23 protein-coding genes are annotated in these 22904 nt (G+C 61.6%); 11 read left to right on the top strand and 12 right to left on the bottom strand.

The genetic code is table 11. From position 1 onward, the window contains the following. Positions 1–18: 18 nt before the first annotated feature. Together HZ994_15175 and HZ994_15170 are read right to left on the bottom strand one after the other, a co-directional pair. Entirely contained in the window at positions 19–1824 is a 1806-nt protein-coding gene (locus tag HZ994_15175; protein ID QTN33593.1) for an alpha-amylase, read from the bottom strand. Continuing rightward, a complete protein-coding gene (locus HZ994_15170) occupies positions 1817–2089 on the bottom strand; it encodes a hypothetical protein (protein ID QTN33592.1) in 273 nt (90 codons plus the stop codon). The genes HZ994_15175 and HZ994_15170 overlap by 8 nt, the downstream gene beginning before the upstream one ends. A gap of 124 nt (positions 2090–2213) precedes the next feature. Between HZ994_15170 and HZ994_15165 the strand changes: the two genes are divergently transcribed. The 7 genes from HZ994_15165 to HZ994_15135 all read left to right on the top strand — a co-directional run bounded on the left by HZ994_15165 (position 2214) and on the right by HZ994_15135 (position 9260). After that, the gene (locus HZ994_15165; GenBank protein ID QTN33591.1) at positions 2214–2630 is read left to right on the top strand and encodes a hypothetical protein; all 417 of its coding nucleotides are present in this window, start codon (positions 2214–2216) and stop codon (positions 2628–2630) included. Between the two features lie 196 nt (positions 2631–2826). Next, the gene (locus tag HZ994_15160; GenBank protein QTN33590.1) at positions 2827–3432 is read left to right on the top strand and encodes a M23 family metallopeptidase; all 606 of its coding nucleotides are present in this window, start codon (positions 2827–2829) and stop codon (positions 3430–3432) included. Between the two features lie 571 nt (positions 3433–4003). Continuing rightward, on the top strand, positions 4004–4600 hold the full coding sequence (locus tag HZ994_15155; GenBank protein QTN33589.1) for an arsenate reductase family protein: 597 nt from the start codon (positions 4004–4006) through the stop codon (positions 4598–4600). A 41-nt stretch (positions 4601–4641) separates the two neighbouring features. Continuing rightward, positions 4642–6072, top strand: coding sequence for a DASS family sodium-coupled anion symporter (locus HZ994_15150; GenBank protein QTN33588.1), 1431 nt, complete (start codon positions 4642–4644; stop codon positions 6070–6072). A 63-nt stretch (positions 6073–6135) separates the two neighbouring features. Further along, positions 6136–7239, top strand: a complete 1104-nt coding sequence (locus HZ994_15145; GenBank protein ID QTN33587.1) for a histidinol-phosphate transaminase — start codon at positions 6136–6138, stop codon at positions 7237–7239. 41 nt (positions 7240–7280) lie between these two features. Next, positions 7281–8162: a 4-hydroxy-tetrahydrodipicolinate synthase gene (locus HZ994_15140; GenBank protein QTN33586.1), complete on the top strand. Its 882-nt coding sequence runs from the start codon at positions 7281–7283 to the stop codon at positions 8160–8162. A gap of 33 nt (positions 8163–8195) precedes the next feature. Further along, entirely contained in the window at positions 8196–9260 is a 1065-nt protein-coding gene (locus HZ994_15135) for an alanine--glyoxylate aminotransferase family protein (GenBank protein ID QTN33585.1), read from the top strand. 54 nt (positions 9261–9314) lie between these two features. On the opposite strand, the gene HZ994_15130 is transcribed toward HZ994_15135, so the two are convergent. After that, entirely contained in the window at positions 9315–9566 is a 252-nt protein-coding gene (locus tag HZ994_15130) for a hypothetical protein (protein QTN33584.1), read from the bottom strand. Positions 9567–9748: 182 nt separating this feature from the next. Here HZ994_15130 and HZ994_15125 point away from each other — a divergent pair, with 182 nt between their 5' ends. Further along, positions 9749–10792, top strand: coding sequence for a Gfo/Idh/MocA family oxidoreductase (locus tag HZ994_15125; protein ID QTN33583.1), 1044 nt, complete (start codon positions 9749–9751; stop codon positions 10790–10792). A 12-nt stretch (positions 10793–10804) separates the two neighbouring features. On the opposite strand, the gene HZ994_15120 is transcribed toward HZ994_15125, so the two are convergent. From HZ994_15120 to HZ994_15100, 5 genes are all read right to left on the bottom strand, one after another. Beyond that, positions 10805–11560 carry a hypothetical protein gene (locus HZ994_15120; GenBank protein QTN33582.1) on the bottom strand — a complete coding sequence of 252 codons (756 nt, stop codon included), beginning with the start codon at positions 11558–11560 and terminating at the stop codon, positions 10805–10807. Between the two features lie 3 nt (positions 11561–11563). Next, positions 11564–11950: an iron-sulfur cluster assembly accessory protein gene (locus HZ994_15115; protein ID QTN34419.1), complete on the bottom strand. Its 387-nt coding sequence runs from the start codon at positions 11948–11950 to the stop codon at positions 11564–11566. A gap of 57 nt (positions 11951–12007) precedes the next feature. Continuing rightward, complete coding sequence (locus tag HZ994_15110; protein QTN33581.1) at positions 12008–13552, bottom strand: glucose-6-phosphate isomerase; 1545 nt, start codon at positions 13550–13552, stop codon at positions 12008–12010. Positions 13553–13669: 117 nt separating this feature from the next. Continuing rightward, a complete protein-coding gene (locus HZ994_15105; protein ID QTN33580.1) occupies positions 13670–15544 on the bottom strand; it encodes a hypothetical protein in 1875 nt (624 codons plus the stop codon). A 60-nt stretch (positions 15545–15604) separates the two neighbouring features. Then, entirely contained in the window at positions 15605–16123 is a 519-nt protein-coding gene (locus HZ994_15100) for an adenine phosphoribosyltransferase (protein ID QTN34418.1), read from the bottom strand. A 121-nt stretch (positions 16124–16244) separates the two neighbouring features. Between HZ994_15100 and HZ994_15095 the strand changes: the two genes are divergently transcribed. Together HZ994_15095 and gluQRS are read left to right on the top strand one after the other, a co-directional pair. Then, positions 16245–17456, top strand: coding sequence for a S41 family peptidase (locus HZ994_15095; protein QTN33579.1), 1212 nt, complete (start codon positions 16245–16247; stop codon positions 17454–17456). A 43-nt stretch (positions 17457–17499) separates the two neighbouring features. After that, complete coding sequence (gene gluQRS / locus HZ994_15090; GenBank protein QTN33578.1) at positions 17500–18345, top strand: tRNA glutamyl-Q(34) synthetase GluQRS; 846 nt, start codon at positions 17500–17502, stop codon at positions 18343–18345. A 79-nt stretch (positions 18346–18424) separates the two neighbouring features. On the opposite strand, the gene speA is transcribed toward gluQRS, so the two are convergent. The 4 genes from speA to HZ994_15070 all read right to left on the bottom strand — a co-directional run bounded on the left by speA (position 18425) and on the right by HZ994_15070 (position 22529). After that, positions 18425–20368, bottom strand: a complete 1944-nt coding sequence (speA, locus tag HZ994_15085) for a biosynthetic arginine decarboxylase (protein QTN34417.1) — start codon at positions 20366–20368, stop codon at positions 18425–18427. 141 nt (positions 20369–20509) lie between these two features. Then, positions 20510–21268: an exodeoxyribonuclease III gene (xth, locus tag HZ994_15080; protein QTN33577.1), complete on the bottom strand. Its 759-nt coding sequence runs from the start codon at positions 21266–21268 to the stop codon at positions 20510–20512. Positions 21269–21273: 5 nt separating this feature from the next. Then, positions 21274–22008, bottom strand: a complete 735-nt coding sequence (locus tag HZ994_15075; GenBank protein ID QTN34416.1) for an MBL fold metallo-hydrolase — start codon at positions 22006–22008, stop codon at positions 21274–21276. A gap of 83 nt (positions 22009–22091) precedes the next feature. After that, entirely contained in the window at positions 22092–22529 is a 438-nt protein-coding gene (locus HZ994_15070; GenBank protein ID QTN33576.1) for a YlbF family regulator, read from the bottom strand. Positions 22530–22646: 117 nt separating this feature from the next. On the opposite strand from HZ994_15070, the gene HZ994_15065 reads away from it, so the two are divergent. Then, on the top strand, positions 22647–22886 hold the full coding sequence (locus HZ994_15065; protein ID QTN33575.1) for a hypothetical protein: 240 nt from the start codon (positions 22647–22649) through the stop codon (positions 22884–22886). Positions 22887–22904 lie beyond the last annotated feature (18 nt).

Here is a 22904-nt window from a genome sequence, read left to right as displayed (position 1 = left end):
TCCAACCTGAGGCGGCGATCATTTCAACTCGTAATAACGGACACCGCTGGGCGGGACATCGCCGATGCAGAGTTCTGCGGAGGGCTCGCCGTCCCAGATCATCTCGATATCGGAGCCATCGCCCAGGCGCCCCCTGCAATCGATCGACTTGAATTTTCCTTTCCCGATGAAACGGAGAGCATCATCCGGGATGATGACTTTCACGTTCCTGAGGGTGGCTGAGGCATGGAAATTCGCGATGCAGAGAAACCCCTGCCCGCTTCTCCCATCGTAGCGCAGGAAGGCATAGAGCCAGTGGCCGGAAACCGTTTCGCCCGCCATGCGCCCGAAGTCCGGATTCCCCCGGTTTGCGAAATTCAGTCCGTAGAACTCGCCGTCCGCAAAGGCCGGTTCCCTCAGGATGGAGATCAGTTCCGCGTAAAATGAACGCAGGGACTTCTGTTGCGCGGAAAGCCCGGCCCCGTCATATCTGCCGCCGTTCACCCATTTCCGGAACTCAGGCATGCTGGTGTAGTCGAAGATCGATGTCCTCCCGTCGTCGCCGCTGAAACCCTCCGCGCCGATCGCCGGCTCGCCGACTTCCTGGCCGGAGTAGAGCATGATCGCCGCCCGGCTCATGCCGAACATCACCGCCGCCGCCGCCCTTCCCGCATCCATCCCCGCCCCGCCCCAATGCTGGGGGTTTGCGATGCGCACCTCGTCGTGGTTCTCCAGATAGCGGATGCAGCGGTGGAAGCGTTCGCCGCCAAAAGTCTCGGGGTCGAGGTCGTTCGCCCATTTCCCCTGTTCGTGGATGCCCTGCAGGACCTTGTAGGCCGGGTGCTCATAGGCACCGTTGAAACCGGCTTTCAAAAGCTCGTCCAGCACATCCCCATCGGTCAGTTTCGCCGGATCGCCGTCATAGGCCTCGGCCATGAAAAAAACATCCGCATCCCGGCTCCGCGCCCTTTTCACCACCCAGCCCCAGAACTCCATCGGCACCATGTGCGCCATGTCCGCACGGAAGCCATCCACCCCCATTTCCTGCCAATACGCCAGAATGCTGTCCATCGTACGCCAGGTGCGCGGCACCTCGTCCTCCGCCGTATCCGGCGCCGGGAGATGACCGGTCGCCCTGCCTTTCGTGAAATCGTGGCCGTAGTTCAGCTTCACCGTCTCATACCAATCGTGGATCGAGGGCGACCAGGTGATTGCGTTGTTTCCCGTCACACGCCCGAAATCCGTCTCCGGAGCGAACAGCCCGGTGCAGCCGGGCATGTCCGCTGTGGGCATTTTCAGCGGCGGGCCGCCTCCCGGATCGGACTCACCGAGGTAGTAGAAATGGTTGTCGCGGTCGAAAAAAACATCCTTCCGGTCGCCCTCGCCGAAGGAAAGCTCCGGCCGCACATCCGATGCATAGCTCCGCGCCACATGGTTCGGGACGAAATCGATGATCACACGCAAGCCATGCTTCCGGCATCTGTCCACAAGATCGCGGAACTCGGCGATGCGGTTCTCCGGCTCCACCGCATAGTCCGGGCAAACATCGAAGTAATCGCGGATCGCATACGGGCTGCCGGCCATGCCCTTGAGGATGTCCGGAGCATCGGCCGGGCGTCCCGGATACGCCGTCGCGCTTGCCTGCTCGATCACTCCGGTGAGCCAGATGTGGTTGAAACCCATCGCCTTGATCGAAGCGAGCGCCGCCGCATTGATGTCGCTGAATTTCCCGCAACCGTTCTCCCCCATCGTCCCGCCCGGTTTCCCATTCGGATTGGTGTTTCCGAAAGTCCGCACCAGCAGCTGATAGATCACCGCCCGTTCCGCCGCTTTTTCATCACTCATCGATCTTCCCCCTCTCCTCCCGCACCACCGCCAGCGCATCATAGAGCGCAAAAAGCATCAGGATCATGGCCAGCACGGCACAGCCCCCCCACCAGAGAAGAAACCTCCACGCCTCCTGGCCGAGCCAGGAGGCGATCCCCCATAGCCCGACCGCCATCCATCCCATGGTGAAGAGCAGCAAGCGCCCCAGCCACCTGCGCCGCATGCCACGGTCGCGGAGGATGGCCTTCGCGATCCCCCTGCTGCTTTCCCAATCGCTTTGCATCGCCCCATTTTCCAGAAACCCACCGCATCTCCAAGCCGAATCCGGAAATCCATCGAAACGGGCAAGATCGTTTTTACATTGCCTTTACTTACATCGCGGCGGTTGCGCCGAAGAATGGCACCCTATGGAACCGAGGACATCGACCAACCGGAAATCCCCATTCCCCCGCAGCGGCGCAACCCTGCTGCTCTGCATGCTTGCCGCATCCATCCCGGCCACCGCATTCGCGGAAAAGAAACCCAGGAATTTCTTCGCTCCAAAAGGAATCGTGGTGGGCACCCCTGCCGTGGCTGGGGACGGTGAGCTCAGGATCCCGATCAAATTCGAGACCGACATCGTCCATTCCGCATTGATGAACAAGAAAGTCCATGTCTCGGTGAAGGGAAATGAGATCCACATCACTGCCGACTACGGCCTGATTGGTAAAAAAAGCTACCCCGGATACATCCCGGCCAAGGGGCTGGCTCGCGGCACCTATGAGCTCAGATACCGAGATCCGGACGGCAAACTGCATCCCATCGGATCGGTGACCCTACCATGACACACCCGGGTCGGGCACGGCGATCAAGCCAGGGAAAGGAACCCGCGAATGATCGCCCACCTTGGCCGGACTGCTCTTTTCCCTTGCCTCGGCTTGCGCTGCGGTACTGAAATGGGCGCGGATGGATAAAACCGATGAACCGCACGGCTTTTGGAATCTGGGGTCGCATGTCGCGCTCCCTTGCCTTGCCCTGTGCATGTTCATCCTGTCGGTGCCCGCCCACGCCGCCGCCAAGGTCAACATCGCGGACGGCTTCGACTTCCCGGTCGGCAAACCGGATGCGGCGGGCTACTACAAGGCGCGCGGACTCCGCCTGCGTTCCCCCCAGCACTTCGGGGAGGATTGGAACGGGCGCGGCGGCGGCGATTCGGATCTGGGCGATCCCGTGTATTCTTGCGCGAACGGCATCGTCACATTTGCCCACAATGTCCGCAAAGGCTGGGGAAACGTGGTGCTCATCCGCCACGCCTACCGGGATCCCGCCAGCGGCCAGGTGAAGTATGTGGATTCGCTCTACGGGCACCTGCACAACCTGATGGTCAAGACAGGCCAGACCGTAAAACGCGGCCAGCAGGTCGGCACGATAGGCAGCAACTTCGGCATGTATCCGGCTCACCTCCACTTCGAGATCCGCCACAACATCACCATCGGAATGCAACGCAGCGGTGTGCCGTCCGATCTCGCGAACTGGGCGGATCCGACCCAGTTCATCAACAAATACCGCAGACTGAACCGCGAGTGGCGCAGCGTATCCGTCCCCACCGGCACCTACAAGGAATACGCCGGATTCAAAGGCCTTTGAAACTTTCAAACCCCAAACTTCAAACCCCAAGCAAGAAATACGTTTGAGGCTCTCCCTGTTCACTTGGATGTAAAACCCGGAGTTTGGGGTTTTCTGCCATCATGTCCCGCAAACCTTCGAAATCGAAATCCATCGTCCCCATCCTGATCCTCGTCGCGGCAGTCCTGCTATGGGGTTTCGATGCCTACAGGCAGGGCGATCTCGGGAGTCTGCGGGAAAAAACGCAGAGCCCGCAGGCTCAGTCCTCGGAACCTGCCGGAGCAAGCAGCCGCACCGGACTCTACGACACCTACGCCGGCTGCACACTCGTATCAGACCGTGGAAACGATGGCGACAGTTTCCGGGTGAAGCTCCCGGACGGTCGCTCCGAGATCATCCGGCTCTATTTCGTGGACACCCCCGAAAGCGCGTTCAAGAACTACGGGGGCGGGCGGAACAACCACGGTCGCATCGCCGACCAGGCGGCTGACATGGGCGGCATCACCTCCGAACAGGCCGTCGAGATCGGGAAAAAAGCCAAGGATTTCACCCTCACCCATCTCGGCAAAGCACCTTTCACCCTCCACACCGAATGGGACAGCCCGTTCAACGACAAGCGCTACCACGGCTTCATCGAGCTCAGCTACAACGGCAAAACCCGCTTCCTCCACGAATTGCTGGTCGAAAAGGGCTACGCCCGCATCCATACCAAGGGTGCCTCCCTCCCCGACGGCACATCCGAGCGGGCACAGGAAAGCCGCCTCCGCGCCCTCCGGCCAAAGGAGCGCTGACTTCAGCCGGCCAGCCTCCCCATTTCCTTGAAAGTTTGATTTTGAAAGTTGAAATTTACACCCTCAAAAGCTGCGACACCTGCCGCAAGGCAGCGAAATTCCTCCGGGAAAACGACATCCCTTTCGAGGAAATCCCGATCCGGGAAAACCCGCCCTCCGCAGCCGATCTCCGCCAAGCCCTTGCCGCCACCGGCGAGATCCGCAAGCTCTTCAACACCTCCGGCCAGGACTACCGCTCCCTCAACATGAAGGAACGCCTGCCCACCCTTTCCGAAAAAGAGGCCATCGCACTCCTCTCCTCCAACGGCAACCTGATCAAGCGGCCTTTCCTCGTTTCCGGCGAAACGGCGCTCACCGGCTTCGATCCCGGTGCCTGGAAGCAGGCGCTCGCGATCTAACGGACTGGGAAAAGCCGCCCCGCACCCCTATCATCCCGACCATGTTCATGGACACGCGGGCACAGGCGAAGCGACTGTTAGGATCCTTCGAGCGGACGGAGCGCCAGGGAATGCTCAAAACGCTCGGTTGCGCCCTGCTCGCGCTGGCCGTCGTTTTCCTGCCCGGCATCCTCGGCTCGGAAATTTTCGCCACGCTCCCGCCCGGCGCAATGGCCTCGCTGGGCATCATGGTCTTTGCCGCCGCGCTCTGGGTGACCGAGGCCATGCCCGCCTTTGCGGTCGCTCTCCTCGTCATCGGCCTGCAGATCGCAATCCTCGGGAATCCCGGCGGCGTATGGGCTCCGGAGGGCGACACCAAGGCATGGACGACCTTCGTCGAGCCATGGTCATCCCCCACCATGTGGCTCTTCCTCGGAGGCTTCGTCCTCGCCCACGGCTGCTCGAAGACACAGCTCGACAAATGGCTCGCCGGCATGGTCCTGGGCCGCTTCGCCACCAGTCCGGCGAAGCTAGTCGCCAGCGTGATGGCGATCACCTTCCTATTCAGCATGTTCATGTCGAACACCGCCACCGCCGCGATGATGATCGCCGTCACCGCCCCTGTCCTCGCAGGCCTGCCGAAGGAAAGCCGCCTCGCGAAAGGCCTGGTGCTCGCCGTCGCAGCCGGGGCGAACCTCGGCGGGATCGGCACCATCATCGGCACCCCGCCCAACGCCATCGCGGCGGGCCAGCTCCAGGGCAAGATCGATTTCATGAAATGGATGGCCATCGCACTCCCTCCCGCCCTGCTTCTCGCGGCGGCTGTCTATCTCCTGATCTGGCGCATCTACCTCCGTGGCGGCGGCGAAAAACCCGCGATCAACCTCGACTCCTCCCTCGAAGGCGACGCCCGCCAGAAGCGCCACCGCATCACCGTGATGATCGTCTTCGCGGTCACCGTGGCCATGTGGATGGGAGAGTCGCTCACCGGCATCCCCTCGCCCGTCGTTTCCTTTATCCCCATCGTCGCGCTGGCCGTCTCCGGCGTCATCGGTGCGCGCGACATGCGGGTTCTGCCATGGGATGTGCTGCTGCTGCTCGCGGGAGGGCTTTCGCTCGGGGTCGGCGTTGAGGTCACGGGGCTGGCGCAATGGTTCGCCAGCCTTGTCCCCGGAAATCTAGGCATCCTCTCCATCGCGGCCGTCTTCAGCCTGCTCGGGCTCTTTCTCTCAAACCTGATGAGCAACACCGCCGCCGCCGCATTGCTCATCCCCCTGGCCTCCAGCCTCGCGGGCGACGCCGATCCCTCGCTCATCATCATCTCCATCGCCATAAGTTGCTCGGCGGCCATGGCCCTGCCCATTTCCACACCTCCCAACGCCATCGCCCACAGCACCGAGCGCCTAAGCTCCGGCGATTTCCTCCTCCCCGGCCTCCTCGCCGCCGCTGGCATGGCTCTCGTGCTCCCATGGCTGGCATTCGCCTTGCGCTGAAATGATTTCAGCTTTTCAGTGTTTCAGCTTTTCAGCTTTTGCCCACCATCCCACCTTCCCGCCATGCCCATCTCCGATTTCGCCAACTCCTTCGTCTGCGACCTCGTCGCCTACGAACCCGGAAAACCCATCGAGGAAACCGCCCGCGAGCTTGGCCTCGACCCGGCATCCATCGTAAAAGTCGCCTCCAATGAGAACCCCCTCGGCCCCTCGCCCCTCGCCCAGCAGGCGATGCGCGATGCCATCCCGTCCGCCCATATTTATCCGGATGGCGGCGGCTTCAAGCTGCGCACCGCAATCGCGGAAAGGCTCGGTTTCGGGATCCAGAACATCATTCTCGGAAATGGCTCGAACGAGATCATCGAACTGCTCTGCCACACCTTCCTGAACCGCGATGCGGAACTCATCGCCGCGAAACACGCCTTCGTCGTCTATAAGCTCATGGCCACCCTCTTCGGCGCGAAATACGTCGAGGTCGATGACCCGGATTTCATCCACGATCTCGATGCGATGGCCGCCGCGATCACGGACAACACCCGCCTCGTTTTCATCGCGAACCCGAACAACCCCACCGGCACCCAGGTGACCCAGGAGGCCATCGACACCTTCGTGGAAAAACTCCCGCCGCATGTGATCGCCGTTTTCGACGAGGCATACTTCGAGTTCCTCGACACCCCGCCGGATGTCCTCAAGCACGTCCGCGCCGGGAAAAACGTCATCGTACTGCGCACCTGCTCGAAAATCCACGGCCTCGCCGCCCTTCGGATCGGTTATGGCATCGCTCCGGAACCGATTGCCGCCCTGCTCCAGAAAGCCCGCCAGCCTTTCAACACCAACGCCCTCGCACAGGCAGCAGCACTCGCCGCGCTCGATGACACCGACCACATCGAAAAAACCAAGCAGGCGAACCGCGAAGGCCTCGCCTTCTACGAAAAAGCCTTCGACCAACGCCGCCTGAAATTCGTCCCTTCGGTCGCGAATTTCATCCTCGTCGAGGTCGGCGACGGCAATATGGTTTTTACCGAAATGCTCAAACAGGGAGTCATTGTCCGCGCCATGGGCGGCTACAAACTCCCCGGCTGGGTGCGGATATCCATCGGCACAGAAAAGGAAAACGCCCGCGCCCTCGAAGTCCTCGATGCCGTTCTTAAATCCACTGATCACTGATCACTGTTTACTTTCCACTCCCCTCCCACTAAGCCCTTCCCATGAACTTCACAGGCATCCACACCGCCCTCATCACCCCTTTCCGCGACGGCAAGGTCGATGTCCCGGCTTTCGAAGCGCTCATCGAGCGCCAGGTCGCCGGAGGCGTCACCGGCATCGTCCCGGTCGGCACCACCGGTGAATCCCCGACACTCGACACCGCGGAGCACATCGAGGTCATCCGCCTCGCCGTGGAATTCGCGAAAGGCCGGGTCAAGGTCATCGCCGGCACCGGCGCCAACGCCACCGCCGAAGCCATCGAGCTCACCAAGGCCGCCGAAGATCTTGGAGCGGACGGCTCCCTCCAGGTCTGCCCCTACTACAACAAGCCCTCGCAGCAAGGGCTCCACCTCCATTTCAAGGCCATCGCGGATTCCACCACGCTTCCCATCATGCTCTACAGCGTGCCCGGCCGCTCATCCATCGAGATCGCCCCCGAAACAGCCGCCCGCCTCGCTGCCGACTGCAAGAACATCACCGCCATCAAGGAAGCGGGCGGCTCGGTGGATCGCGTCAACCAGCTCGTCCAGGCATTGCCGGATGGCTTCGGCATCCTTTGCGGCGACGATCCGCTCACCCTGCCCTTCGTATCCTGCGGCGCAAACGGACTCGTCTCCGTCGCATCGAACCTGATCCCGGATGTCATGTCCAAGCTCCTCGCACACTGCCTCGCCGGTGAGTTCGCGGAAGCCCTCGCCATCCAAAAGCAATACTACCCGCTGATGCGCGGCCTCATGTCCCTCGACGTGAATCCCGTCCCCATCAAGACCGCCGTCTCCATGCAAGGCCACTGCTCCGACGAACTCCGCCTCCCCCTCGCGCCCATGTCCGACGACAACCTCGTCGCCCTCCGCGCCCTCCTGAGATCCTACAACCTCATCTAGTTCCAGCTTTCCAGCATTTCAGCTTTCACCCTTATGTCCCCAAAACTTTTCAACCCAGGCCCCGTCGATGTCTCGCCGGAAACCTTCGCGGCGATGTCTCACACAATGATCGGCCACCGCGGAAAGGATTTCGAAGAACTCTACGCCTCGCTTCAGCCCGGCCTGAAAGAAATCTTCGGCACCGAGCGCCCCGTTTTTCTCTCCACCTCCTCCGCATGGGGCGTGATGGAAGGCGCACTGCGCAACCTCGCCCGCAAAAAAGTCCTCTGCCTCTGCTGCGGCGCATTCTCCGACAAGTGGATCGATGTCGCCAAGAAATGCGGCTACGAAGCCGAGGCCGTCCAGGTGGAATGGGGTGAGGCCATCGATCCGGAAACCGTCCGTGCCAAACTCGCCGAAGGCGGCTTCGACACCGTCACCTTCATCCACTCGGAAACCTCAACCGGCGTCCTCAACGACCTCTCAGGAATCTGCTCCGCCGTGAAATCCTTCCCGGACACCATGCTCATCGTGGACACCGTTTCCTCGCTCTCCACCGTGGATATCGACATGGACAAGCACGGCATCGATGTTTGCCTCGCCGGTGTCCAGAAAGCCCTGGCACTCCCCCCTGGCCTCGCACTCTTCGCGGTCTCGGAGGCGGCCATGGAGCGCGTCAAGGGAACCCCGAACCGCGGCTACTACTTCGATTTCATCGAGTTCGCCAAAAACCACGCGGCCAACAACACCCCCACCACACCGGCCATCTCCACCCTCTTCGGCCTGCAATACATCCTCGGCGAAATCGCAAGGGAAGGCTTCGCCGCCCGCAAGGCGCGCCATGCTAAGACCAACGCGATGATCCATGCTTGGGGAGCGCAGCACGGCTTCCAGCTCTTCGCGCCGGAGGGCAACCGTTCCTTCGCCCTCACCTGCTTCGCCACCCCGGACGGCTTCGACCTCTCCGGCTTCATCAAGGCCTTGAAGACGAAACACAATTTCCTCATCAACGGCGGCTACGGCAAGATCAAGGGCAGCACCTTCCGCATCTCCAACATGGGCAACGAAACCGAAGCCACCATGCAGGAACTCATCGATGCGATGGACGATGTCCTCTAACCCGGGCCAGCGGCCGCAGCTTGCCCCCGCTTGAATCCGGACGGCGGGAACGGATCACTCAGGCACCTCGTCCCCGAGGATCTTGTCGATGGACGCCACGCGCTCCCAAGGGCAGCGTTTGCGCTGGTATTTTTTCCAGACGATGTCGCGAAGCTCCCGCCAAAGCTCCTCGGAAGGCTGATCGATGGGCTCCCAGTCAGGATCGGTCTTGAGGGTGGTGATGATGCTCCACTCATTGCCATGGAAGTTGGCGCGGTAAAACCGCTTCCCCTCCTCCGTCCGCTCATTCCATTCGTGCGATTCCATACGGGGGAGATGAACGCTTTGCAGCCACCGATGCAAGCCGGGATTGGGTCATTCCCGGAAGCGTTTCCCCACCGAGGAATGAAACTTTCCCGGAAAGAGACCCTTGCCAGCCCCACCCAGCTTGGCCAAGGATGGCTGCGGAGGAAATCAGCCCCCGAAAACCTAACAACACCATTTCCCACATGAAATTCGGAATCATCGGAGCCGGCATGATCGGCCACTTCCATGCAAAGGCCATCACCGCCATGACGGGCGGGGATCTTCACTCCGTCTTCGACCTGCGCGGTGAGGCTGCGGAAAAACTCGCTGCGGAATACGGCGGGAAAGCGTTTTCGAACATGGAGGATTTCCTTGCCGATCCCGAACTTGAGATCGTCACCATAGGCACGCCCTCCGGCGCGCACCTTGATCCAGCCCTCGCCGCACTCAACGCCGGCAAGCACGTGATCTGCGAGAAGCCGCTTGAAATCACCACGGAGCGCATCGACCGGCTCATCGCCGCTGCGGAGAAAAACGGAAGGACACTTTCCGCAGTCCTCAACCGCCGCTTCCACCCGGGCATGGATGCATTCAAGAAAGCCGCAGACGAAGGCCGTTTCGGAAGACTCACCTCCGCATCCTGCTACGTGAAATGGTACCGCGACCAGGCATACTACGATTCCGCCGGCTGGCGCGGCACATGGGCGCTGGATGGCGGCGGAGCACTGATGAACCAATCCGTCCATACCGTCGACGCCCTCGTTTATCTCGCCGGCCCCATCAAATCCGTGCAGGCCACAACCGCATGCCTCGCACACGAGCGCATCGAGGTGGAGGACATCGTTGTCGCGACCGTCGAGTTCGAGAACGGTGCGCTCGGAGTCATCGAATGCTCCACCTGCACCTGGTCCAAGGACGGCCATCCCGCCCGCGTCCAGCTCGCGGGGACGGACGGATCGGTGTTCCTTGCCGACGAGTCCTTCGAGCTATGGGATTTCCGGGAGGAGAAACCGGAGGATGCCGAGATCAAGTCCACCCTGATGAAAGGCCAGGGGGCGGGACTCGGCGCGAACGACCCTTCGGCGATCAATTTCTACCAGCACCAGCGGAACTTCGAGGAGGTCGTCCAATCCATCGTGGAAGGCCGCCAGTGCTTCACCCATGCGGGCGAGGCGCGCAAGGCTGTCGCGGTGATCCGCGCAATCTACCAATCCGCACAGAACGGCGGGATAAAGGTGAACGTGTGAACCCAACAAAACTCACTTCCAGAGCGGAAGCCCTGCGGCGGGACTGAGTTCCTCCGGAGGCTCGATGGAAAACGATTTCTCGTTCCCGATCCGGTAAGGGCCGTAGGCGATGGGGATGACGGTGAGCTGCAGCGCGGGCTCCTCGTCCACGACGACCTTGGATACGTTGACAACCGCCGCGCAGTTCGGGTTCTTGCTGACCTCCAGGATGTCGCCGGGGCTGAACCTATCGGCGGCATCGGCGTTATCCGTGGGGAAAATGTACTCGATGACCACGGGGAAGCCGACCGCTTCCGTGAAATCGTCCGGCCTCACCATGGCCTGGGCGCGGATCGCGAAGCCCGGCTGTATGAAGCTGCCCTTGCCAAGCTTCCTGACCTCGATGACCTGGAAATCCCCCTCCACGTAGGTGAGCAGCAGATCCTTGTCGAAGTTGCGCATGTAGTTGCGCATCAGCAGCGAGTTGAGGCTCTCGCGCTTCGACTCATCGAGGCCGAAGTATTTTCCGTAGAGTTCGCTGGGGTTGAGGGCGTTCCCGTTCGGAACATCGAGCACTGTGTAGCGCTTGAGCTTTGGCAGGCGGTCGAGCTTTTTGAGGATGGCGTAGTTGCGCGGGTTCTCGGGCATGCCGAAAATGTTCAGGCAGATCGCCCAGCTGAAGATCGCGAAGCAGAGCGCAAGGATGTTGGCAAGGAACCACCAGAAATACGCGGGCCTGCGTGGCGCCTCGTCGTCGAGCGGATTTTTCCTACGCCGGTTCGCAGCCACGCCCTACGCTGCGCCTCCCCCGCCACAGACTTCCCCGTCCTCCGCACCGCTGCCTTCCGGCTCATCCTCCGGCTCGAAGGATGTCCCACAGCCGCAGGAGCGCCGCGCCTTGGGATTGTTGATCTTGAATCCGGAATCGGTCAGATCATCGGTGTAATCCACCTCGCAGCCGCGCAGCTTCTCCAAGCTGTCCGCCGCGACGATCACCCGCACCCCACCCCGCTCCACGACCTCGTCGCCCGCCTCAGGCTCCGCGACTTTCATCTCGTACTGCCAGCCCGCACAGCCCCCCTTGCTCACGCCGAGCCGCAGCCCGGCAGTTGGGGATGACGCCTTGACCGCCAGCAAAGAGGCAAGCTCCCGCTGAGCCTTTTCCGAAATTTCCATGATGGCCACGCCGGAAAATTACCCCCAAACCCCGAACATGAAACCCTAAAGTTCCGCGATTCAGAGCTGGAAGAGATCGTCCGCCGGAGTCTTGCCCATGGACATCTGCGCCTCGCCGTTGTTGGCAAGGTGGACGAGGCAGTGATAGACCGCCTCCGGATCGCCATCGACCTCGAAGGCCACCTGCTCCGCGTTCTTCGCTTCCGAGACGAGGCGGCTGCGGACTTGTCCCAGGAGATTGAGGAAGGTGGCGGCGGCGGCCTTCCCCGCCTCAACGCCCGGCTGGTGGTAGGCGTTGATGTTGACGAGCGAGGCATAGAAGGAAACCGCCCGCTCGAAGAGGGCGATCAGCATGCCCAACGTATGGGGCGTCACCTCATAGACCGAGATCGTGAGCGATTTCCGGCCATTCTCATACAGGGCGCTGCGGGTGCCGCGCATGAAGCCCTGAAGATAATCCTGGCTGAGGTTGCCCGGCTCCACCTCGATGGATTTCCGTTTCCGCCCGTGGCGCACCTCGATGAAGGTCGCGAAGAAATTGTTCACCCCGTCGCGGAGCTGCTGGACGTATGCGTGCTGATCCGTCGAGCCCTTGTTCCCATAGACCGCGATGCCCTGGTTGACGGCCTTGCCATCGAGATCCTTTTCCTTGCCCAGGGATTCCATCACCAGCTGCTGGAGGTATTTGGAAAACAGCACCAGCGAATCCTTGTAGGGCAGCACCACCATGTCCTTCTCGCCCTTGCCGTTGGTAGCCTTGTGCCAGGCGATGGCGAGCTGCATCGCCGCGTTTTTCCCGGCATCCTGCTGGCGCGTCCTCTCATCCATTACGGCGGCACCGGCCAGCATCGCGTCGATGTCCAGCCCCTGCAACGCGGCAGGCACCAGTCCAACCGTGGAAAGCACGGATGTTCTCCCGCCCACCCAATCCTCCATCGGAAAACGGGCGATGAATCCCTGCTCCACGGCGAACTTGTCCAGCTTGGAACCCACACCCGTCACCGCCACCGCGTGCTTCCCGAAGTCGATCCCGGCCTTCTCGAAGGCCGCCTTGGCCTCAAGCATCCCGTTGCGCGTCTCCGGTGTGCCGCCGGATTTCGAGATCACCAGAACCAGCGCCCGCTCAAGCTCAATGGCCGCCAGCGTGTCGTCGATGCCCTGCGGATCCGTGTTGTCCAGGAAATGGATGGGCATCTTGGCCTTCTGCCCTATCGCCTGGGAAACCAGCTGCGGACCAAGCGCGGAGCCGCCTATGCCGATGAGGAGTATGCTTTTGAAAGGGCTGCCGTTCGCGGCGCGGACATTTCCGGTGTGAACTTTTTCCGCGAATTTTTTCAGCGCCTTGATCGGCTCGGTCACCTGCGCCTTGATCTCCGGCGAAGGAGCCAGATCCGCGTTGCGAAGCCAGTAGTGCCCCACCATACGCCCCTCGTCGGGATTTGCCATGGCGCCGCCCTCAAGCGCGACCATGTCGGCGAAGGCCTTGGAAACCTTTCCCGCCAAACCATCCCGATATCCCTGATCCACATCCATCAGCGAGAGATCCAGGGTGAAGCCCAGATCATCGTATCGCACCAAACTCTCGTTGTAACTTTTCCAGCTCATATTTTGACATGGCCGATGAACGACCGACTGCTAGGCTTCATTCTTGCCTGCATGGATAATGTGACCGCCGCACCGCCGCCAACCAAGCGAAAAAGGGTCCTGAACCCTCCGCGCCCGTCATTTCGCCCCGTACGAAAGCGGAAGGTTTTGGTGCAGGCTCTCGCGTATCCCGTTCACCTGCCTTAGTAGTTCCTCGAGGTATTGCGTGGCGTTCGCATCCCGGTGCTCCTTCACTAATTTTAGCGCCAGATCCCCATCAGACCTGCCCGCGAAGAAAAGAATAATCTGCCTCCATGCCACGTCCGAAGGATCCACTTCCGAAAGGTCATGCAAAGCCTCGGAGATGAAAAAGTCCTGCAGATTCAGGTGGCAGAACTTGTAGCGGTCGCCACCCTTGTCCTGGATCAACCCCGTGAGAAGCAGGTCGGAGAGTCGCCTGCGGATGGCATCAAGCTCCGCACCCGGCACATCAATCGACCCGTACGCCCCTCCGCGCGCGAGCCCATCCTTGAGCCCGAACTCCCGGCTGCGTGCCGAAACCCCATCCGAAAGAGTGTTCAGCGCGATCGTCCTTAGTAGCGAGATGCCTGCATCCCGCTCCGCTCCGACGATGTTCTTCTGCTCGAAGCGGTTCTTGACGAAGCGCCGCAGGATCTCCGTCTGTCCGTGGCCGATGTCGCCAGGTTCCAGCTCGCCCATGATTTCCGAGATCAGGTCGAAGTTCATCGGCATGCGCAGGAACTGCAGCCACGCGGAACGGCTGCTATCGTCCGCGAGTTTCTGCATGATCTTCGATTTCTGGTCGCTCGCAAGCGAGCTGGAAAGGATACGCTTCTCGATCGCGGTTTGGTCCAGCCCATAAAGTATGGCCGTCGTGAATCCCTTGTAGCGGAGGGCTTGCGGATACCCATGGATCGTGGAGGTGTAGTTGAGCACACGCCCGGTGACGATGATCCGGTCCACCGTTTTTGAATACGGTTCCCGGCTCATCAGCTTCGCGATCGCTTCTGAGGTCGCGACCGGATTCACCGTCTCGTCCAGCGCGTCGACCAGAAGCACGAGGTTCCTCTTGCCTAGCACCTTGGGTGAACAGGCACCGAGACGCTCCGATACCATCTTGTGGAGAAGATCCGGATCCGGCCCGGCGAGTCCCTTGAGTCGGATCAAAACAGGAATCGGCTCGGTCATGCTGCCCCGCGCACGGCGCGCCTGGATCATGTCGATCCGGTCCAGCATGCTCGATTTACCGGAAGCCGGGTCACCCAACACAAGGATGCACCTTGGGATGTCATCTACCGTGGAGACCGAATCCCCCTCTCCCTTCGTGTTGCGGTTCAGCAGGTCGCTGTCCGCCATGGGGCGCTGCACGTAGGAAAGATAGCGCTGGGCCGTGTGATCGATGTCGTTGGCGGTCTGTGGCAACGTCTCGCCGGCGATCCCCGCCACACCCACGAATTCCTTGCCTATCCCCGCGCTGCCAGACCGCCAGAGCAAGATGCAGTTCTGCACCTCGGTCGGCTTGGCATCAGTCCCCACCCTAGTCAGGAGATAGAGCGTCGGGCGGGCGTAGAGCCGCTCGAACTGGCCGTTCCACTGGGAAGAGTGCTCGTCGAATGCCGCATCAAGATACCTCCTGAGATCCGGATCTGGCTCCATGCTCGCGGCTGTATTGGCATCGGCGATGGCGTTCAGCTGTGTGCGCAGCGAGTACTGCCCGAAGAACGTCGCCCCGCCGAAAAGCGCCACCACACCCAGCGGCAGTGCCGCCCTCTTCCATGGGAACTCCACCCTTCCCCTTACCCGGAGCAAGAAATAGGCGAAGCCGCTTGCCACCACCACCGCAGCCACGATCACCAGCACGGTCGTCCTTGAGGAAACATAGACAGGGATCACCTGCAGCGCGGCGAGCACGATTCCGGCGACAAGCAGTAGATCCCGGAGCGGGTGTTCGTTGTCGGGAGGGGACGTGCGTGGTTTGCGAACAGCTGCCATCAATGCTCTTGAAAGCAGGAATCGTGCGCGTTGGAAAGCAAGAAAACGTGTCTCCGGGGCTCAGTAGTCCAGGATAGACAGCACCTCATGCTTCGCAAGCTTGTCCCGCCCCTTGAGGAAAGAAAGCTCGATCAGGAAAGACACCGCCACGATCTCCGCGCCGAGCCCATCGAGGAGTTTCAGCGCCGCAGCCGCCGTGCCGCCCGTCGCCAGCAGATCATCCACCAGCAGCACCTTCTCCCCGGGCTTCACCGCATCCTCGTGGATCTCCACCACCGCCTCGCCATACTCCAGCGCATAGGCCGCCTCGCTGCACTTCCATGGCAGCTTGCCCTTTTTCCTGACCGGCACAAAGCCCGCACCCAGCCTGTCCGCAACCGCCGCAGCAAAGATGAAACCGCGTGCATCGATCCCCACCACCTTGTCCACCTTCTCGTTCCCCGCCGTCGCGCATAGCATGTCGATCGAAAGCCTGAAAAGCTCCCCGTCGCCAAGGATGGGGGTGATGTCCTTGAAAACGATCCCCTCCTTCGGGAAACCCTGCACATCCCTTACCGCTTCTCTCAGCCGCTCAACCATGCGTGAGGCTACCCGCATCCCGCCGCAGGGCAAGCCATTCGGAAAGATGGGATCACCGAGCAAACATCCCGCCCGGAAATTTTCCTCCCACACACGCCCCTTCGGTGGTACTCCATTCCCAGTGAGATTGCCATCCATCCTCCTCGCCTCGCTGCTTTCCGCCAACGCAGAAACAGCGCCCGCCGATCCCAAGGAAGCTGCCTACCCCGCCCTCGAACGCTTCGTCGAAGTGCTCGAAACCGTCCGCGCCCGCCATCCGGACCTCGACAAGCTCACCTACGACCAGCTCATCAACCAAGCGCTCGACGGGATGCTCTCCAGCCTCGACGCGCACTCCTCTTTCATCCACCCCGAGATGAGGCAGATGATCACCGGGGAAGGCACACTCGACAACGAGATCAAGTCACTCGGGCTCAGCATCGGCATGGACTCCGGAAAAACCTTCGTCTCCTCCGTCGCCCCATCCGGCCCGGCCGCCAAGGCGGGTATCGTCCCGCGCACCACCATTCTGAAAATCAACGGCGCCGAGCCCGGCGCAGCCGGTCTTTCCGAAACCCTCGCCAGCCTCCAAGGAGTCCCCGGGGCGAAAACCAAACTCACCCTCCGCAACCCCGAACGCCCCGGCGAGATCGAGATGGAACTGACCCACCGATACGTCGAGGAAAGGTCAGTCACCATCGCCGCCCCCCTCCCCGGCCACGCCGAAACCGGCTACATCCGGCTCGCCTCCTTCGGAGCCAAGTGCAGCCGGGAAGTCGAAGCCGCACTCGACGAGCTTGAGGACAAGGGCATGAAATCCCTGATCCTCGATCTCCGCGAGAACGGCGGCGGCGATCTCCACCAGACCGTGAAAATCCTCGGCCTCTTCGTCCCGCCCGCCACCGCCGTCGTCTCCGTCCGCGAGCGCGGAAAGCCCGAGGAATTCCTCAAAACCCCGGATCGCCAGCGACGCAAACGCGATTATCCCATCGCCGTCCTCATCGACCGAAACTCCGCCTCCGCCTCCGAGCTCACCGCCGGCTCCCTCCACGATCTCAAGCGCGCCACTGTCATCGGCGAGAAAAGCTACGGCAAAGGCAGCGTCCAGAACATCATCCCCATGGGCAGCGGCACCGCCCTCCGCCTCACCATCGCCACCTACCACACCCCTTCCGGAAACACCCCACACCTCAAGGGCATCGCTCCGGACATCGCCATCGGGTTCACGCAGAGCGACCGCGATTTCTTCCAGCAATCCGGCCATCCCGATTCCCTCACCCCCGCCGAAAAATCCGCCCTCGGCGCATGGACAGACCCCGCCATCAAGGCTGCCATCGAAGCCCTCCCGAAATAGCATCCTCTTCCCCTCGTGTCTTCGTGGGAGCACCATTCCTGACATGATCGTCACCACCAGATTCGCCCCCAGCCCCACCGGTGATCTCCACCTCGGCCACATCCTGGCCGCCAAGGTCGCCCGCGAACTCGCCAGGAAATCCGGCGGCACCTTCCTGCTCCGCCACGAGGACATCGATGACACCCGCGTGAAGGAGGAATGCTACACCCGCATCGAGCAGGACCTCCAATGGCTAGGCCTCACCTGGGACGGTGAGCCGATCCGCCAGAGCAACCGCCTCGAAGCCTACGCCGCCGCCCTGCATCGCATCCGCGAACTCGGCCTCGCCTATCCCTGCTTCTGCACCCGCAAGGACATCCAGGCGGAAATCGGGAAAATCCTCGCCGCCCCCCATGGCAGCGAAGCGCTGCTCTACCCCGGCCTCTGCCGTGACCTCGACGGCTTGGAAACGAAGGCACGCATCGCCGCCGGCGAACCCCACACCTGGCGGCTCAACTCCGCGAAAGCCGCCGCCCTCCACGGCGAAATCTCATTCCACGATCTCCGCCACGGCACCACCACAGCGGTCAGCACCATGGTCAACGGGGATGTTGTCCTCGCCCGCAAGGACATAGGCACCTCCTACCATCTGGCCGTCGTCGTGGACGATGCCTTCCAAAAAGTCAGCCACGTGACCCGCGGCGAGGATCTGTTAGGGGCCACCCACGTCCAGCGCCAGCTCCAGGCCATCCTCGGCTTCCCGGAGCCCACCTACCTGCACCACGCCCTCGTCCGCGATGAGAACGGCATCCGCCTTGCCAAGCGCGATGCCGCGAAATCCATCCGCAGCCTCCGCCAAGGCGGCCTGCCCCCCGCCGCGATTCTCGATATGGCGGCAGCGTCAGAATGACCCCACCCGCACCCCAAAGGGCAACTCGCATTCCGGCGAAGTGGCTGAGGGCGATGGCCGTCATCGCGATCTCCCCGACTCAGCTCTCGAAATACGTGTATCCGCCCAGCCCGTCGCGGTAGAGATCCATGATCTCCTTGCGCTCCTTCGGGGAAATGCGGCCGTCGTTCACGGCTTTTTCGGCGAAGTTGCGGAATCTCGAGACGAGTTCCTTGGGGTCGAACTCCACATAGGATAGCACGTCGGCGACGGTGTCGCCCTCGACCTCGTGGGTGTAGACGGGCTTGCCTTTTTCCAAATGGACGCCGACGACATTGGTATCGCCTAACAGGTTGTGGAGGTCGCCGAGGGTTTCCTGGTAGGCTCCGACGAGGAAGATGCCGATGTAGTAGGGCTCGTCGGGTTTCAGGTCATGGAGTGGCAGGACTTTCGCGACATCCTCCTTGTCGATGAAGCGGTCGATCTTGCCATCGCAATCGCAGGTGATGTCGGCGAGGACGGCGCGGTGTTTCGGCCTTTCGTCGAGGCGGTGGATGGGGAGCACGGGGAAGAGCTGGTCGATGGCCCAGGAGTCGGGCAGGGACTGGAAGAGCGAGAAATTCCCGTAGTAGAAATCGGCGAGGCTGTTGGAGAGTTCGGTGAGCTCCTCGGGCACGTCGTCCATGTCGGAGATCATGTTCGAGATGCGGGTGAGGATGTGCCAGTACCACGCCTCGGCAAGGCCGCGCTCGCGGAGGGTGGCGGCGCCGTAGAGGAACATGGCCCGCACCTGGTCGCGGTAATAGACCGCGTCGTTCATCGATTCCTGGAGGTTCTTTTTGCTCAGCGTCTTGTTGACGTGGAACAGGTTCGTCAGGTTCTGCGGAGCCTTTTCCGGCATGACCGGCTCCTTGTCCGTGGTCTGGGCGGAGGTGACATCGAGGATGTTGAAAACCAGCACCGAATAGTAGGAGACCACGGCGCGGCCGGATTCGGAAATCAGGTTCGGGTGCTTCACTCCGACGCGGTCGCACTGCTGGGCGATGACCTCTACGATGTCGGTGCAGTATTCCTGGATGGAGTAGTTGCAGGAGGAGGCGAAGTTCGTGTGGGAGCCATCGTAGTCCACGGCCATGCCGCCGCCGATGTCGAGAACGCCCATGGGTGCGCCTTCCTTGACAAGGTCGCAATACATGCGCACCGCCTCGGTGCAACCCTCGCGGATGGCGGCGATGTTCGGAATCTGGCTGCCCTGGTGGTAGTGGAGCATTTTCAGGCAGGCGAGGTGGCCGGATTCCTTGAGCGAATCCACGACCTCGATGACCTGCGCGGCATTGAGGCCGAAGACGGACTTGTCGCCCGCCGATTCCTGCCAGTGGCCGGATCCTTTGGTGGAAAGGCGGATGCGGATGCCGAGGTTGGGCAGCACGCCGATCTTGCGGGAACGCTCCAGGATGAGGCCGAGCTCGCTGGGCATTTCCAGGACAAGCATGATCTTCATGCCCATTTTCTGGGAGTGCAGGGCGAGGTCGATGAACTCCTCGTCCTTGTAGCCGTTGCAGATGATGTAGGCCTCGGGATCGTGCATGTGCGCGAGCGCGGCGATAAGCTCCGGCTTCGATCCGGCCTCGAGGCCGTAGTGGTATTTTTTCCCGAACTCGGCGATCTCCTCGATGACCTGGCGCTGCTGGTTGACCTTGATCGGATAGACGCCGCGATAGTTGCCATGGTATTTGGTGACCTTGATCGCCTCGCGGAAGGCTTCGTTGATCTCGGTGATGCGGGAATGGAGGAGATCGCGGAAACGGAGCAGCACCGGCAGGTGGGTGCCCCGGTCGCGCAAGCCCTCGACGACATCGTGCAGGGAAACCTTGGCGCTGTTCTCGCCGTCCTCGAGCTTCACGGTCACGTGACCGTCCTTGTTGACATGGAAAAACTTATGCCCCCAAGCCTCCACGCCGTAGAGCTCGGCGGATTTTTCGGTGGACCAGCCCTTGGCTGGCTTGGTCTTGGCGGGTTTGGAGGCGGCTGCGGAAGGCGGAATCACGGGCGAAACTTGCACGCATGGCGTCAACTTTCAATGCGTTTCCGGCACCGACATGCAGCATACCTGCCGACACCCGGGGAAATGAACCCGGAAAGCCCTCACCCATACGCATGCAAGAGGGAATATCTCGCGTCCCGCTCACTTCAGTACAAGCCCCACCGGGCAATGATCCGATCCCAATACATGCGGATGGATCGTGGCCTCCGCAAGACGGTCGATCAGGGCGGGTGAGAGCCCGAAGTAGTCGATCCTCCAGCCGACGTTTCGCTCCCGCGCCCCGCCCCGGTATGACCACCAGGAATAGGCCTCGGTTCTGTCGGGATAAAGATGGCGGAAGGAATCGATGAAGCCGCTTTCGAGCAGCTCGGTGAAGCTGGCGCGCTCCTCGTCGGAAAAACCGGCGCTCTTGCGGTTTTCCCTCGGGCGGGCGAGGTCGATCTCCTTGTGGGCGACGTTCAGGTCTCCGCAGAAAATCACCGGCTTGGTTTCCGCAAGGGTGATGAGGTGCTTGCGGAATGCGGCGTCCCATTGGAGGCGGTAGGGCAGGCGGCGCAGCTCGTCCTGGGCGTTGACGGTGTAAACGTTGACGAGGTGGAAATCCGGATACTCCAGGGTGATGACCCGGCCTTCCTTGTCATGCTCGGCGATGCCGAAGCCGTGGGTGCAGGAAAGTGGAGCTGCTTTGGTGAAGATCGCGGTGCCGGAGTAGCCCGGTTTCTCGGCGGAGTTCCAGTAGGATTTGTAGGCGCCGAATTCCAGCGGCAGCTCCACCTGCTCCTCGCGCGCCTTGGTTTCCTGCAGGCAGAGGATATCGGGGTTTTCGGCGGAGAGGAAATCGGCCAAGCCCTTGTTCAGGGCGGCGCGGATGCCGTTGACGTTCCAGGAGATGAGTTTCATAGGCTTCAGGGCAGCCCGAGTTTCACGCGCAGGCCGTCATGGGCGGGTGATACCCCTTCCGGGAGCATTGCGGCAAGGCTTGCGTGATCGAGATCGTGGCTGATGTGGGTGAGCAGGGTTTTGCGGGGAGCTAGCTTTTCGGAAATCTCGATCGCCTCCGGGAGCGAAAGATGCGTCGGATGGGGTGTGTCCCGGAGGGCGTCGATGATGAGCAGGTCCAGGTTTCCCATCATCGCCATGGTGGTCTCCGGGATGGATTTCACATCCGGGAGATAGGAGAGGCGGAAACCGGCATCCGTTTCGAGAAGCAGGCCTATGGTCTCGACGGAGCCGTGGAGCACTGGCAAAGGACGGACTGTCAGATCGCCGATGCGGAATTCCCCGGAGATGGGGTGCGGTGCCGGGCGGATATAGCCCCTGTGCGTGTTGTCCGGGAGGAAAGCCCAGCCGAACATGGATTTGAGGACGCCGATGCAGGATACGGTGGCATAAAGCGGCAGCGGCTCATCTTTCCCCCAGCAGAAGGCGCGCATCTCATCGAAGCCCGCGACATGGTCGAGGTGGGAGTGGGTGTAGATGACCGCGTCGATCATCGAAATCCCTTCCCGCAGCGCCTGCTCTCGGAGGTCGGGCCCGGAATCGACGAGGACAGTGGTTTCCCCGGTACTGACCAGGATGGAGGCGCGGGTGCGGTTGTTGCGCGGGTCGGGGGATTTGCAGACCGGGCAGTTGCATCCTATGACGGGGACTCCGACGGAGGTGCCGGTGCCGAGGAAAGTCAGGTATGCGGCGTCCAGAGACACGTATTTCGCGGAGCGAGGGATCAGCCGCAGCAACCACCACCGCCGCCGCCGCCACCGCAGCAACCGCCGCCGTTCTGGGCTTCCTCCACTTCCTCGTCGGTAGGGACGCGGCCGAGCTCGAGGGTCATGCTGACATATTTCCCGATCTGCTTCTGGATGCTCTCCAGCGCGCGCTGGGCGTCCATGAAGTCAGCGGCGACCTTGTTATCGAACAGTGCGTCGCGGGCATCCTCAAAAGCCTTGATTTCGGCGGCACCGAGTTCCACTCCTGCGTGCTGCTTGTGGTGCAGCTCCTCGCCCTTCTCGTGGACCGACTGGTATTGCAGCTTCGCGGCATCGTCGGAGAGGAAGCGTTCGACATCGGCCTGGAGCTTGATGAATTGCGAGTCTTCCGCGATCTGGGCGCAGAGTTCCTTGGTCTTGGAAACGATGGATGTTTTCTCGAGTAGTGTGCTCATGGGAAAGTGGTAGGGCGGCGGCGGAACCGGTGCAACCGTCATTTTCAGGAAATGCGGGCCAGGCCGCTTGTGCACTGCAACCGGCTGTGCAACCATCCGGCCTGAATGTCGCCGGGAATGACAGTTGCCGATGTGTTTGCGGTCGCCATGCTGGGAACGATTTTCCTCAGCTTCAGCGTCATTCTGATACTGTTTGCCTGCATGGCGCGGAATGCCTCGAGGCGGGATGCCGGCGTGGACAACCTGCTCGATGAATTGGAAAGGGATGAGAAATCCGCCAAACAGGTCAAGGCGGCCAGCCGCACGGAGGACAAGCGGGAGGCCTGGGAGAAGGACGGGGACTGGTGGAAGGAGTGAGATCCTGCCTTTGGCCAA

The sequence above is a fragment of the Akkermansiaceae bacterium genome, assembly GCA_017798145.1.
Classification (GTDB): domain Bacteria; phylum Verrucomicrobiota; class Verrucomicrobiia; order Verrucomicrobiales; family Akkermansiaceae; genus Luteolibacter.
This window is presented reverse-complemented; position numbering and strand designations above follow the sequence as displayed.

What these genes read in the sequence shown, in the direction of transcription:
- HZ994_15175 (QTN33593.1), bottom strand. Translation starts at nt 1,824, where the DNA reads ATGAGTGATGAAAAAGCGGCGGAACGGGCGGTGATCTATCAGCTGCTG.
- HZ994_15170 (QTN33592.1), bottom strand. Translation starts at nt 2,089, where the DNA reads ATGCAAAGCGATTGGGAAAGCAGCAGGGGGATCGCGAAGGCCATCCTC.
- HZ994_15165 (QTN33591.1), top strand. Translation starts at nt 2,214, where the DNA reads ATGGAACCGAGGACATCGACCAACCGGAAATCCCCATTCCCCCGCAGC.
- HZ994_15160 (QTN33590.1), top strand. Translation starts at nt 2,827, where the DNA reads ATGTTCATCCTGTCGGTGCCCGCCCACGCCGCCGCCAAGGTCAACATC.
- HZ994_15155 (QTN33589.1), top strand. Translation starts at nt 4,004, where the DNA reads ATGGGACAGCCCGTTCAACGACAAGCGCTACCACGGCTTCATCGAGCT.
- HZ994_15150 (QTN33588.1), top strand. Translation starts at nt 4,642, where the DNA reads ATGTTCATGGACACGCGGGCACAGGCGAAGCGACTGTTAGGATCCTTC.
- HZ994_15145 (QTN33587.1), top strand. Translation starts at nt 6,136, where the DNA reads ATGCCCATCTCCGATTTCGCCAACTCCTTCGTCTGCGACCTCGTCGCC.
- HZ994_15140 (QTN33586.1), top strand. Translation starts at nt 7,281, where the DNA reads ATGAACTTCACAGGCATCCACACCGCCCTCATCACCCCTTTCCGCGAC.
- HZ994_15135 (QTN33585.1), top strand. Translation starts at nt 8,196, where the DNA reads ATGTCCCCAAAACTTTTCAACCCAGGCCCCGTCGATGTCTCGCCGGAA.
- HZ994_15130 (QTN33584.1), bottom strand. Translation starts at nt 9,566, where the DNA reads ATGGAATCGCACGAATGGAATGAGCGGACGGAGGAGGGGAAGCGGTTT.
- HZ994_15125 (QTN33583.1), top strand. Translation starts at nt 9,749, where the DNA reads ATGAAATTCGGAATCATCGGAGCCGGCATGATCGGCCACTTCCATGCA.
- HZ994_15110 (QTN33581.1), bottom strand. Translation starts at nt 13,552, where the DNA reads ATGAGCTGGAAAAGTTACAACGAGAGTTTGGTGCGATACGATGATCTG.
- HZ994_15105 (QTN33580.1), bottom strand. Translation starts at nt 15,544, where the DNA reads ATGGCAGCTGTTCGCAAACCACGCACGTCCCCTCCCGACAACGAACAC.
- HZ994_15100 (QTN34418.1), bottom strand. Translation starts at nt 16,123, where the DNA reads ATGGTTGAGCGGCTGAGAGAAGCGGTAAGGGATGTGCAGGGTTTCCCG.
- gluQRS (QTN33578.1), top strand. Translation starts at nt 17,500, where the DNA reads ATGATCGTCACCACCAGATTCGCCCCCAGCCCCACCGGTGATCTCCAC.
- xth (QTN33577.1), bottom strand. Translation starts at nt 21,268, where the DNA reads ATGAAACTCATCTCCTGGAACGTCAACGGCATCCGCGCCGCCCTGAAC.
- HZ994_15070 (QTN33576.1), bottom strand. Translation starts at nt 22,529, where the DNA reads ATGAGCACACTACTCGAGAAAACATCCATCGTTTCCAAGACCAAGGAA.
- HZ994_15065 (QTN33575.1), top strand. Translation starts at nt 22,647, where the DNA reads ATGACAGTTGCCGATGTGTTTGCGGTCGCCATGCTGGGAACGATTTTC.